9 protein-coding genes are annotated in these 12,227 nt (G+C 68.9%); 5 read left to right on the top strand and 4 right to left on the bottom strand.

Annotated elements, in window-relative coordinates:
• Complete coding sequence (locus tag G6N44_RS09315; RefSeq protein ID WP_163663362.1) at window positions 1-774, bottom strand: alpha/beta fold hydrolase; 774 nt, start codon at window positions 772-774, stop codon at window positions 1-3.
• A gap of 96 nt (window positions 775-870) precedes the next feature.
• Between G6N44_RS09315 and G6N44_RS09310 the strand changes: the two genes are divergently transcribed.
• Together G6N44_RS09310 and G6N44_RS09305 are read left to right on the top strand one after the other, a co-directional pair.
• On the top strand, window positions 871-4,014 hold the full coding sequence (locus G6N44_RS09310) for an ATP-dependent helicase (RefSeq protein ID WP_163663360.1): 3,144 nt from the start codon (window positions 871-873) through the stop codon (window positions 4,012-4,014).
• Window positions 4,011-7,307, top strand: coding sequence for an ATP-dependent helicase (locus tag G6N44_RS09305; protein WP_163663358.1), 3,297 nt, complete (start codon window positions 4,011-4,013; stop codon window positions 7,305-7,307). Before G6N44_RS09310 ends, G6N44_RS09305 begins: the two co-directional genes overlap by 4 nt.
• 198 nt (window positions 7,308-7,505) lie before the next feature.
• Here G6N44_RS09305 and G6N44_RS09300 read toward each other — a convergent pair whose 3' ends face one another.
• Both G6N44_RS09300 and G6N44_RS09295 read right to left on the bottom strand, forming a co-directional pair.
• A complete protein-coding gene (locus tag G6N44_RS09300; protein ID WP_276039485.1) occupies window positions 7,506-8,231 on the bottom strand; it encodes a VIT1/CCC1 transporter family protein in 726 nt (241 codons plus the stop codon).
• Between the two features lie 118 nt (window positions 8,232-8,349).
• The gene (locus G6N44_RS09295) at window positions 8,350-8,739 is read right to left on the bottom strand and encodes a DoxX family protein (protein ID WP_163663354.1); all 390 of its coding nucleotides are present in this window, start codon (window positions 8,737-8,739) and stop codon (window positions 8,350-8,352) included.
• A 39-nt stretch (window positions 8,740-8,778) separates the two neighbouring features.
• Here G6N44_RS09295 and G6N44_RS09290 point away from each other — a divergent pair, with 39 nt between their 5' ends.
• Window positions 8,779-9,873 (top strand): potassium channel family protein, encoded by a 1,095-nt coding sequence (locus G6N44_RS09290; RefSeq protein ID WP_163663352.1) that lies wholly within the window; start codon window positions 8,779-8,781, stop codon window positions 9,871-9,873.
• The gene (gene nudC / locus G6N44_RS09285; protein ID WP_163663350.1) at window positions 9,870-10,817 is read left to right on the top strand and encodes an NAD(+) diphosphatase; all 948 of its coding nucleotides are present in this window, start codon (window positions 9,870-9,872) and stop codon (window positions 10,815-10,817) included. The genes G6N44_RS09290 and nudC overlap by 4 nt, the downstream gene beginning before the upstream one ends.
• Before the next feature lie 3 nt (window positions 10,818-10,820).
• Here the strand turns inward: nudC and mrx1 are convergent, their stop codons facing one another.
• Entirely contained in the window at window positions 10,821-11,066 is a 246-nt protein-coding gene (mrx1, locus tag G6N44_RS09280; protein ID WP_163663348.1) for a mycoredoxin Mrx1, read from the bottom strand.
• A gap of 16 nt (window positions 11,067-11,082) precedes the next feature.
• On the opposite strand from mrx1, the gene G6N44_RS09275 reads away from it, so the two are divergent.
• A complete protein-coding gene (locus tag G6N44_RS09275; RefSeq protein WP_163669764.1) occupies window positions 11,083-12,225 on the top strand; it encodes an acyl-CoA dehydrogenase family protein in 1,143 nt (380 codons plus the stop codon).
• Window positions 12,226-12,227: the final 2 nt, after the last annotated feature.

The following is a 12,227-nucleotide window of genomic DNA, read 5'->3' as shown; positions in this document are numbered from 1 at the left end:
TCAGCCCAGCTGTTCGAGGATCAGCTTCGCGGTCTCGGCGGGTTTGGCCTGGGCCACCATGTGGTCGCAGTCCCAATCCAGCAGGGTGAAATCCCGGCCGAGTTGCGCATCGAGCGCGTCGATGAGTCCGTCCCCTGCATACGGTGGGCGGGTGCGGGTCGCGCGGACCAGAACCGTGGGAGTGCCCTTGCGCGGCAGGGAAACCGGGCGGGCCAACTCGCTCCAGTACGACATCATGGCCGGGATGCTGATCCGCCACCCGTAACGTCCGCCGGGTAGTTCGACGAGGTGTTCGTGGAGGTCACGGTCCAACTCATCGGGTGCCACCTCGCCCCACGAGCCGCTGGCCTTCTCCGCGCGTGCCTCGGCGCGGTCGGGATAGTCGGGAGAGGCCAACATGGCATCGGCGATCTCCCGCATCCATTCGCCGCTCAGTTCCACCGCGGGGTCCAACAGCACCAGCCCGCTGACCAGATCAGGGTGCGCGGCAGCCAGATTGAGTGCCACCGCGCCGCCGAACGAGTGCCCGGCCACCAGGGTCGGACCATCCAGCAGCGCGGCCAGGGCCTCGACATTGGCGTCGAGCGTCCACGGGGCAGCCCACGACGAGCGGCCGTGCCCGAGCAGATCCGGCGCGAGCACCGCGACCTCGGGCAGGTGCTGCTCGGCCAGCGTCTTCCAACGTTCGCCGTGCCCGGTCAATCCGTGGACGAGCAACACCCGGGCGGGTTCATCGGGGCCGTAGCGGTGGACGTGCAATTTCGCGGCGGACATCCGTTCATGCTGCCAGGAGCGCGCTCCGCTACTTGTCGGGGCCTTCGCTCCAATCCGCTCCGCTACTTGTCGGTGCCCTCTGGTGTCATCTTTTCCATGACCACACACCACGTCGAACCGGCACCGGCGGGCACCGAGCTGCTCGTACCGGGGCGCGGCGGGGTGGTGCGGGTGCTGGGCGGGCCGGGTACCGGCAAGAGCTCACTGTTGATCGGCACCGCCGTCGACCACATCGCGGCGGGCACCGACCCCGAGTCGGTGCTGTTGCTGACCGGTTCGGCCCGGTTGCGGGGCGAGGCCAGGGCCGCCATCACCGCGCGGCTGCTCGGGGCGGGCACCCACGGCGTGGTGCGGGAACCGATGGTGCGCACGGTGCACTCGTATGCATTCGCGCTCCTGCGGCTGGCAGCCCAGCGCAACGGTGATCCACCACCGAGGCTGATCACCACCGCCGAACAAGACGGCATCATCCGGGAGCTGCTGGCCGGCGATATCGAGGACGGTGCGGATTCCCCCGTCGGCTGGCCCGAACCGCTGTGGCCGGCGCTGAGCACTGCGGGTTTCGCCACCGAGCTGCGTGACCTGATGGCCCGCTGCACCGAGCGCGGTGTGGATCCGCGCGCCCTGCAGCGGCTGGGCCGGTCGGCCGGACGCCCGGAATGGCTGGCGGCAGGCCGGTTCGCGCAGGCCTACGAGCAGATCATGCTGCTGCGGTCGGCGGTGGGCATGGCCGCACCGCAGGCCACGGTCCCCGCGCTGGGGGCGGCCGAACTCGTCGGTGCGGCGCTGGAGGCACTCGGGACCGACGCGGATCTGCTGGCCGCCGAGCGGGCGCGGATCAGTCTGCTGCTCGTCGACGACGCCCAGCACCTCGACCCGCAGGCCGCTCTGTTGGTCCGGGTGCTGGCCGCCGGAGCGGGGTTGACCGTCATCGCCGGCGATCCCGACCAGAGGGTGTTCTCCTACCGCGGCGCCGATCCGGTGTTGTTGCGCGATCACGGCGACGACGTACCGGCGATCACGCTCACCCGGTCGCACCGCTGTACCCCTGCGATTGCTTCGGCGATCTCGGGTATCGCCGGCCGACTGCCCGGAGTCAACGCCGGCCGTGCGCTGGAGGGCAACCCGGAGCGCGGACAGGGTGAGGTGACCCTGCGGTTGGCGGCCACGCCGCACGCCGAGAACGCCTACATCGCCGACGCTTTGCGCCGTGCTCATCTGGTCGACGGGGTGCCCTGGTCCGAGATGGCGGTGGTGGTGCGTTCGATTCCGCGCGTGGGTGCGGCACTGGCGCGGGCCCTGAGCGGGGCCGGGGTGCCGGTGCAGGCCACCGGCACCGATCTGGGGCTGGCACAGCAGGCTGCGGTCGCCGCCATGCTGACGGTGTTGGAGGTGACGGCATCCGGGACCCTCGACGGTGACAGCGCCGTGAGTCTGCTCACCGGTCCGATCGGACGTGTCGACCCGGTGACCCTGCGGCAGTTGCGGCGGGCCCTGCGGCGTGCCGATGGTTCCACGCCGCCAAGGGATTTCACCGCTCTGCTCGTCGCCGCCATCGACTCGGAGCCGGCCGGCCTGTCGGCCGAACACGTCAAGCCGCTGCGCCGGCTGCGGTCGGTGCTGGCCGCAGCCCGCCGCGGCGAGCGGGACGGCGCCGATCCGCGTTACACCCTGTGGCAGGCTTGGAATGCCTGCCGGTTGCAGCCGCGCTGGCTGGCCGCCAGCGAGCGGGGCGGCACCATCGGAGCCCAGGCCGACCGCGACCTGGACGCGATGACCGCACTGTTCGATGTGGCCGATCAGTACGTGAGCCGCACGGCGGGGGCGTCGCTGCGCGGGCTGGTGGACCATGTGGCGACCTTGGGGTCGTCGATGTCGGCTTCGGACTCGAATGCCAGGCGTGACGCGGTCTCGGTGCTCAGCGCGCACGCCGCACTCGGCCGGGAGTGGGACTTCGTGGTGATCGCCGGCGTGCAGGAGGGGCTGTGGCCCAACACCATTCCGCGGGGTGGCATCCTGGGTACGCAGAATCTGGTGGATGTTCTCGACGGGGTGGCCGCTCCGGATGACCGCGCGGTGTCGACCCGGGCGCCCCTGCTCGCCGAGGAACGCCGGCTGTTGATGGCGGCGATGGGCCGGGCTCGTACCCGGCTGCTGGTGACCGCCGTCGACAGCGACGGTGGGGACGAATCGCTGCTGCCGTCGCCGTTCTGTGCCGAGCTGGCCGAGGTGGCGACCGAGTCGGTGCCGCTGCCGCCGTTGGCGGCACCCCGGGTGCTGCTTCCCTCGGCGGTGGTCGGTCGACTGCGGGCCGTCGTGTGCGCGCCGGAGGGAGCCGTCGATGACGAGTCCCGGTCTTGTGCGGCAACTCAATTGGCCCGGCTGGCCGCGGCGGGGGTACCAGGGGCCGATCCTTCGCAATGGCACACGATGACGGCGTTGTCCACCGAGGAGCCGCTGTGGTCGGCGGCCGAGCAGGTGGTAACCCTGTCGCCGTCGACGCTGCAGATGCTGACCGACTGCCCGCTACGTTGGCTGCTGGAGCGCCACGGCGGCAGCGACGGACGCGACGTGCGTTCGACGGTCGGGTCGTTGCTGCACGCATTGGTCGCCGATTCCGGCAAGACCGAGAGCCAGCTGATCAACGACCTGGAAAAGGTCTGGGAAGGCCTGCCTTTCGAGGCGAAGTGGTATTCGGACAACGAGTTGTCACGCCACCGCGAGATGCTGGAAACCTTCACCCGGTGGCGTGCGGACACCCGGGGCCGGCTGACCGAGGTCGCCACCGAGATCGATGTCGAGGGCGTGCTCGTCGAGCCGGGGCCCGACGGGCCGGGTGTTCGGGTCCGGGGCCGGCTGGATCGTCTCGAGCGTGACGATGCGGATCGGCTCGTCGTGGTCGACCTCAAGACCGGTAAGAGTCCGGTCACCAAGGACGACGCGCAGAAGCACGCCCAGCTGGCGACCTATCAGCTTGCGGTGGCCGCCGGGCTGTTGCCGCACGGCGACGAGCCGGGTGGGGGACGGTTGGTATACCTGGGCAAGGCGGGGGCAGCGGGCGCCACCGAACGCGAACAGGATCCGATGACACCAGATGCACGTGCCGACTGGCTGGGCACGGTCAGCAGTGCGGCGGCAGCCACCGCAGGGCCACAGTTCGTGGCCCGCGTCAACGACGGCTGCGCCAACTGCCCGGTGCGTTCGTCGTGCCCGGCGCAGGCCGCGGGGGACCGGTCATGACCGAAGCCGCGCAGGTCGGCGTGCGGTACAGCCCGGCCGAGTTGTCCGACGCATTGGGGTTGTTCCCGCCGACCGAGGAGCAGGCCGCGGTGATCGCCGCGCCGCCGGGGCCCTTGGTGGTCATTGCGGGCGCCGGTGCCGGTAAGACCGAGACCATGGCGTCCCGGGTCGTCTGGCTGGTCGCCAACGGTTATGCGACGCCCGCACAGGTGCTGGGCCTCACCTTCACGCGCAAGGCGGCGGGCCAGTTGCTGCGCCGGGTGCGGACCCGGCTGGCCCGGCTCGCCGGTGCCGGTCTCGCGCCCCTGACCGCCGGCGCCGACGAGGTCGCGACGGTCAGTACCTATCACGCGTTCGCCGGCACCCTGCTGCGCGAGCACGGGCTCCTGCTCCCGGTCGAGCCGGATACCCGGCTGCTCAGCGAGACCGAGCTGTGGCAGTTGGCCTTCGATGTGGTGTGCGCGCATCCGGGGGAGCTGGCCATCGACAAGACCCCCGCCGCGGTCACCGGCATGGTGCTGCGTCTGGCCGGTGCGTTGGCCGAGCATCTGGTGGACACCGATCAATTGCGCGATACGCATGTGGAGTTGGAGCGGTTGGTGCACACCCTGCCCGCCGGCCCGTACCAGCGTGACCGCGGACCCAGCCAGTGGCTGCTCAAGATGCTGGCCACCCAGACCGAACGCACCGAACTGGTGCCGCTGATCGACGCGCTGCACCAGCGGATGCGGGCCGGCAAGGTGATGGATTTCGGGATGCAGATGTCCGCGGCAGCGCGGCTGGCCGCGAATTTCCCTCAGGTCGGTGAGCAACTGCGGCAACGTTTCCGGGTGGTGCTGCTCGACGAGTACCAGGACACCGGACATGCGCAGCGGGTGGCGTTGTCCTCGCTGTTCGGTGGTGGCGTCGACGAGGGCCTGGCGTTGACCGCGGTGGGTGACCCGATCCAGTCGATCTATGGCTGGCGGGGTGCATCGGCGACCAACCTGCCCCGGTTTACCACGGACTTTCCGCTGGCCGATGGGAGTCCCGCCCCGACGCTGGAACTGCGGACCAGTTGGCGCAACCCGCCGAGTGCCCTGCACCTGGCCAACGCGGTGTCGGCCGAGGCGCGCAGCCGGTCGGTGACGGTGCATGAGCTGCGGCCCCGGCCCGACGCCGAGCCGGGGACCATCCGGTGTGCGTTGTTGAATGACGTCGAGACCGAACGTGATTGGGTGGCAGACCATCTGGCCCGGATCTACCACGGTGCGGTGGCGCAGGGGGCGGACACGCCGACCGCAGCGGTACTGGTGCGGCGCAACGCCGACGCCGCACCGATGGCCGAGGCGCTCAGCGCGCGGGGGGTTCCGGTCGAGGTGGTTGGGGTGGCCGGACTGCTGGCGGTACCCGAGGTGGCCGATCTGGTGGCGATGCTGCGGTTGGTGGCCGATCCCGCCGCGGGGTCTGCGGTGATGCGGGTACTGACCGGGCCGCGCTGGCGGTTCGGTGCCCGGGATATCGCCGCGCTGTGGCGCCGGGCCAGAGAACTCGACGACCGGCCGGTGGGGGAGCCCAGCGCCGCCGAGATCGTGGCACAGGCCGCCCCGGATGCCGATTCGGCCTGCCTGGCCGACGCGCTGTGCGATCCCGGTGCCGCCGAACACTATTCGCCGGCCGGCTATGCGCGGATCGAGGCCCTGGGGCGTGAGCTGACCATGTTGCGTGCGCACCTGAGCCACCCGCTGCCCGAGTTGGTGGCCGAGGTGCGGCGGGTCGCGGGACTGGATGCCGAGGCTCGCGCAGCTCGCCCGGTGGTGGCGGGCTGGACCGGGACCGAGAACCTCGACACCTTCGGTGATCTGGTGGCCGATTTCGCCGGGCGGTCGGGTGGGTCGGTGCTCGCGCTGCTGGCCTACCTGGATGTGGCGACCGAGGTGGAAAACGGACTGGCGCCCGCCGAATTGACGGTGGCGCACGACCGGGTGCAGATCCTGACCGTGCACGCCGCCAAAGGGCTGGAATGGCAGGTGGTGGCGGTGCCCCACCTGAGCGGCCGGGTGTTCCCGTCGACGGCCTCGGCACGAACCTGGCTCACCGACTCGTCGGATCTGCCTCCGCTGTTGCGCGGCGATCGTGCGACCGAGTCGGAACTGGGTGTTCCGGTGCTGGACACCTCCGACATCAACGATCGGAAGATCTTGTCGGACAAGATATCTGATCACAAACGTAGCCTCGAACAGCGCCGCATCGACGAGGAGCGCCGGTTGCTCTACGTCGCGATCACCCGCTCTGAGGACACCTTGCTGATCTCCGGGCATCACTGGGGCGCGACCGAGAGCAAGCCGCGTGGCCCCTCGGACTTCCTGTGTGAGATCAAGGCCATTGTGGAAGATGCTGCCGGACAGGGCGATCCGTGCGGTGAGGTCGAACAGTGGGCTCCCGAGCCATCGGCCGGCGAGGTCAACCCGTTGCGGGACAAGGCTGTCGAAGCGATCTGGCCGGCGGCCCCGGCCAGAGAGACCGACGTCGACCGGGGTGCGGCGCTGGTGGCGCAGGCGTTGGCCGGTGGCCAACCAAGCGAGGTTGCCGACGCGGATGCGGAAGCCTGGGCCGCTGACGTCGACGCGCTGCTGGCCGAACGGGATCGTGCACCGCAGGTCACCCCGCTTGAGCTGCCCGGCCAGGTCTCGGTCAGCACCTTGGTGGAGTTGAGCCGTGACCGGCGGGCCGCGCTGCAGCGCCTGCACCGCCGATTGCCGCAGCGACCGGATCCGCATGCTCTACTGGGCACCGCGTTTCACGAATGGGTGCAACGGTTCTTCCATTCCGAGCGACTGTTCGACCTCGACGATCTTCCCGGTGCGATGGACAGTGACAGCGGCCGTGCCGGCGCGGCCGAATTGTCCGAACTGCAGGACGCCTTCGTCATGTCGTCGTGGGCCGCACGCACCCCGATCGAGGTGGAGGTGCCCTTCGACATGGCGATCGGCACGACCCGAACGACCGTCGTGCGTGGCCGGATCGATGCGGTGTTCGTAGACGAAGACGGCACGACCACCGTGGTGGACTGGAAAACGGGCGAGCCACCGGCCACGCCGGAAGCCATGGCTCAGGCCGCGGTTCAGCTGGCGGTGTACCGCCTGGCCTGGGCGGCGCTGCGCGGGTGCGCGCCGGAATCGGTGCGGGCCGCGTTCCACTATGTGCGCTCAGGGCAGACCGTCAGTCCCGAATCGCTGCCGGGGGAGGAAGAATTGGTCGGTCTGCTGGCCGAGCCCGGGGCCGCTCCGGCGGATTCGGGGCAGGAGGTCTAGCTGTCGCCGGAGCCCGTCAGGTTGGCTATCTCGGATCCCCACACCGACCGCGCCCCCAGATCACCGATGCGGTAGATCTGAGCGATCGAGGCGAGTGCCACCAGCACGGTGACAGCGCATGGACGAGCAGGACGTGGGCGGGCAGGCCGTTGATCACTGTCACGGGAACTCCTTGGCCGGTCGGGCGAGGCGACGGGGTCAGCTGATGGCGGTTCCTACCAACAGGCCGATCAGATAGGTGATCACCAGGGCCAGTCCGCCACCGATCACGTTGCGCAGTATCGGGCGTCCCTTCGGTGCGCCACCCAGCCCGGCCGATACCGCCCCGGTCAGCATCAGCGCCAGCAGCACCGCCACTACGGTCACCGGGATGCGCCACGTTGTCGGTGGGATGAGGATCGCGATCAACGGCAGCAGCGCGCCGATGGTGAATGCCAGCGCCGAGGATGCCGCCGCCTGCCACGGGTTGGTCAGATCCGTGGGATCGATTCCCAACTCGACCTCGGCGTGTGCGGCAAAGGCGTCGTGCTCGGTGAGCTCTTCGGCCACGGTGCGTGCGGTCGTGGTGGACAGGCCCTTGGCCCGGTAGAGCTCGGTCAGCTCGTCCAATTCGGCGGCCGGATCCTCACGCAGCTCTCGGCGTTCTTTGTGCAGCAGTGCGCGTTCGGTGTCGCGCTGCGTGCTCACCGAGACGTACTCACCCAACGCCATCGAGACTGCGCCTGCGGCCAGGCCGGCGACGCCGGCGGTCAGGATCGGAGCCTGCTCCACCGTCGCGGCGGCCACGCCGACGACGATGCCTGCCGTGGAGACGATTCCGTCGTTGGCGCCCAAGACTCCGGCACGAAGCCAGTTCAGCTTCGACGACAGTGACCCCACATGCGGCTCGGAAGGATGGCTGGGATTCGGCACGATCCCGACCATATCGACCAAATTTGCACGTCACCAGCAACGATAGCCTTGCCAAACCTTGGTTCGGAGGAGATCTGAACCCGCATCGGATGGCGAAACCCGTTGGTTTCCAGGTGTTCTGGCCCAGAGGCTAGGAGTTCCGGTACACCCGCAACGCGGTGGTGATCATCGGGATCTGCAGCGGCAGCCGGGCGATCGCGAGGATCCGCATCGGCCAGGGCTTGTCCCACCACAGCCGGACCATGTTCACGTTGCCGGGGAACACCGCGATGAACAGGGCCACGGCGGCCAGCGCACCCAGGCGCCGGGTGCGGGGCACGGCGAGCAGGGCGCCGGTGGCCAGCTCACCGACGCCGGATGCGTAGGTGTAGGCGCGGGCGCTGCCGGGGAGTTCGGCCGGGATGATCGAGTCGAACGGTTTGGGCACGACGAAGTGCAACGTGCCCATGCCCAGGAGCAGGGCCGCCATCCGTTGCGCGGTGTGTGCGGAGTCGATCCGCTGAGGCTCGGGTGCGGTCATGGTTACATTGTGGCGTGCGTCTGATCAGATTGATCCCGCGTGGCTAAAGGCAGGCTGCGGCGCCGACTCGCCGCGATCGACTCGAACCTGACCACGCGTCCGGTTGCCGCACTCGTCGACGTGCTGCAGATCCCCGAGCCGTGGATCAGTCCGGCACGCAAAATCTTCATGCGGGTGCTGTACGCGCTGGGGGCGTTGTTCGCCGCGGTGCTCATCGTCTACGCGGATCGCTACGGCTACCGGGACAACGACAGCCTTCCGGACGCGAACAATCCGCTGTCGTTCCTGGACTGCCTGTACTACGCGACGGTGTCGCTGTCGACCACCGGCTACGGCGACATCACGCCGTATTCGGATTCGGCGCGGCTGGTCAACGTCATCGTCATCACGCCGCTGCGGGTGGCCTTCCTGATCGTGCTCATCGGTACCACCGTGGAAACCCTGACTACCCAATCCCGGCAGGCGCTGAAGATTCAGCGATGGAGGAACAAAGTGCGTAACCACACCGTCGTCGTCGGATACGGCACCAAGGGTCGCACGGCGGTCGCCGCGATGGTCGGCGACGAGGTGGCGCCGGCCGACATCGTCGTCGTCGACGAGAACGCCGCCGCGCTGGAACGCGCCAAGGGAGCCGGGTTGGTGACCGTGCACGGTGACGCCACCAATTCCGCTGTCCTGAGGCTGGCGGGTGCCCAGCACGCCAAGTCGATCATCGTGGCGGCCGACAACGATGCCAGCGCGGTGCTGGTTACGTTGACCGCGCGCGAGCTGGCACCGAAGGCCAAGATCATCGCGGCGGTGCGGGAGTCCGACAACCTGCATCTGCTCAAGCAGTCCGGTGCGGATTCGACCGTGGTGTCCTCGGAGACCGCGGGCCGGTTGCTGGGTATCGCCACCCAGACGCCGAGCGTGGTCGAGATGATCGAAGATCTGCTGACTCCCGATGCCGGATTCGCCATCGCCGAACGGGAAGTCGATCCCAAAGAGGAGGGTGGGTCGCCGCAGCATCTGCACGACATCGTCCTGGGCGTGGTGCGGGAGGGTCGGCTGTTGCGGGTCGATGCACCGGAGGTCGACGCCCTTGAGGCCGGCGACCGGTTGCTCTACATCCGGAGCGCGGACGCCGAGCGATGACATCCCGACTCACCTTCGGTCTGCGCAATGTTCCGCTGCTCTCGCGGGTCGGCGCCGATCGTGCCGATGCGTTGCGTACCGACATCGATGCCGCGACCGAGGGTTGGAACGACGCGCTGCTGCTACGTGTCGACCGCCGCAACCAGGTGCTGATCTCCGGTGGCCGGGTGGTGCTCGGGAAGGCCGTGAGTCTGGGCACCGACACGCCGCCGGAGCATGCGGTATTCCTGGGGCGGCTGGCCGATGGGCGGCATGTCTGGGGTGTCCGCAGCGCCTTGGAGGGGCCCGAGGATCCGGATGCGCCGGCCGAGGTGCTCGATCTGCGCCGGGCAGGTGAGGTGTTCGACGACGTCAGCGCCCAGTTGGTGGCGACGGCTACGGCGCTGCTGAACTGGCATGACCGCGCGCGGTTCAGTGCGGCGGACGGCGCGGTGACGAAATCGGCGAAAGGTGGCTGGTCGCGGGTCGACCCGGTCACCGGTCATGAGGAGTTCCCGCGCATCGATCCGGCGGTGATCTGCCTGGTCCACGACGGTCATGACCGTGCGGTGCTGGCCCGGCAGACCGCGTGGCCCGAGCGGCTGTTCTCGATCCTGGCCGGATTCGTCGAGGCCGGCGAATCCTTCGAGACATGTGTGGTGCGTGAGATCTCCGAGGAGGTCGGGCTCACGGTGACCGACGTGCAGTACCTCGGGAGCCAGCCGTGGCCGTTCCCACGGTCGCTGATGGTGGGGTTTCATGCCATCGGCGATCCGGAACAGCCGTTCTCGTTCAACGACGGCGAGATCGCCGAGGCCGACTGGTTCACCCGGGCCGAGATCCGCGAGGCGCTCGATCAGGGTGACTGGAGCGCGGCCCAAGGCGATTCGCGGTCACGGTTGCTGCTGCCCGGATCGATCTCGATCGCCCGCGAGATCATCGAGTCCTGGGCGGCCCTGGACTGACGGTCAGCTGACCTTGGCCTTGACCTGCTTGATCGTCGGATTGGTCAGCGTCGACCCGTCGGCGAACTTCACGGTCGGCACCACGTGGTTACCGCCGTTGACCGAACCGACGAATTCTGCGGCGGCCGGATCCTGCTCGATGTCGACCTCGGTCCATGCGATGCCCTCGGACTTCAGCGCCATCTTGAGCCGCGAGCAGTAGCCGCACCACGTCGTGGTGTACATGGTCACAGTCGGTGTAGCAGTCATAGTGCCTCTAACGTAGCTGAACATGACCCGATTGGTACCGCCGGTGGCCGGCGACCCACATGCGCTCGACGAGTTGCGGTTGCAGGTGCGACAGTTCGTCGCCGAGCAGCAGCAGGCGGGCAAGATCAGCCGGTGCGCCGACAGTTGGCTGACCGGCTGGGACGAGGACTTCAGCCGCGCGTTGGCGGCCCGGGGTTGGGTGGGCATGACGGTGCCCGTCTCCTACGGCGGGCACGGGCGTAGCCATCAGGAGCGTTTCGTGGTCACCGAGGAACTGCTGGCGGCCGGAGCCCCGGTGGGGGCACACTGGATCGCCGACCGGCAGATCGTCCCCTCTCTGCTCAAGTACGGGACCGAAGGACAGCGACGAAAGTTCTTGCCCGCCATCGCCAAAGGTGAGTGCTACTTCGGTATCGGGATGAGCGAGCCGGATTCCGGGTCGGATCTGGCCAGCGTGCACACCAGAGCTGTGCGGGCGGACGGCGGCTGGACGATCACCGGAACCAAAGTGTGGACATCGGGCGCGCATCTGGCCCACGCGTTCATCTGCCTGGCCCGCACCGCTGCGGTCGATCCCGCACACCGCCACGACGGTCTCAGCCAGTTCATCGTGGATCTGCGCGTGCCCGGTGTCGACATCCGGCCCATCATCTCGATGAACGGCAGTCACCACTTCAACGAGGTGATCCTCGACGAGGTGTACGTGCCCGACGACATGGTGTTCGGCACCATCGGCAACGGCTGGCAACAGGTGACCTCGGAGCTCAGCTTCGAACGCAGCGGACCCGAACGCTTCCTGTCGACGTTCCCGCTGCTGGCGGACATGGCCTCACACATGCGTGCCGGGGCACTGCCGCGCCACCCCGATCTGGGCCGGTACCTGGCCCGCATCACCGGGCTGCACCAGATGTCGATGGCCGTCGCCGGTGCGCTCGAGCGTCACGAACCGGCCGACACGGCGGCGGCCGTGGTCAAGGTGCTCGGCACGTCCACCGAGGGCGACATCGCAGATTTCGCCGATGTTCTCGGCGAGATCGACGACGCGGGTTACTGCGCGATGCTGGCCGATGCCGTGGCGCAGCGTCCCGGATTCACCCTGCGTGGCGGTACCAACGAGGTGCTGCGTGGGGTCATTGCGCGGGGATTGGGGATGCGCTAGTG

Source organism: Mycolicibacterium alvei (assembly GCF_010727325.1).
GTDB lineage: Bacteria > Actinomycetota > Actinomycetes > Mycobacteriales > Mycobacteriaceae > Mycobacterium > Mycobacterium alvei.
This window is presented reverse-complemented; position numbering and strand designations above follow the sequence as displayed.

What these genes read in the sequence shown, in the direction of transcription:
- G6N44_RS09315 (WP_163663362.1), bottom strand. Translation starts at nt 774, where the DNA reads ATGTCCGCCGCGAAATTGCACGTCCACCGCTACGGCCCCGATGAACCC.
- G6N44_RS09310 (WP_163663360.1), top strand. Translation starts at nt 871, where the DNA reads ATGACCACACACCACGTCGAACCGGCACCGGCGGGCACCGAGCTGCTC.
- G6N44_RS09305 (WP_163663358.1), top strand. Translation starts at nt 4,011, where the DNA reads ATGACCGAAGCCGCGCAGGTCGGCGTGCGGTACAGCCCGGCCGAGTTG.
- G6N44_RS09300 (WP_276039485.1), bottom strand. Translation starts at nt 8,231, where the DNA reads ATGGTCGGGATCGTGCCGAATCCCAGCCATCCTTCCGAGCCGCATGTG.
- G6N44_RS09295 (WP_163663354.1), bottom strand. Translation starts at nt 8,739, where the DNA reads ATGACCGCACCCGAGCCTCAGCGGATCGACTCCGCACACACCGCGCAA.
- nudC (WP_163663350.1), top strand. Translation starts at nt 9,870, where the DNA reads ATGACATCCCGACTCACCTTCGGTCTGCGCAATGTTCCGCTGCTCTCG.
- mrx1 (WP_163663348.1), bottom strand. Translation starts at nt 11,066, where the DNA reads ATGACTGCTACACCGACTGTGACCATGTACACCACGACGTGGTGCGGC.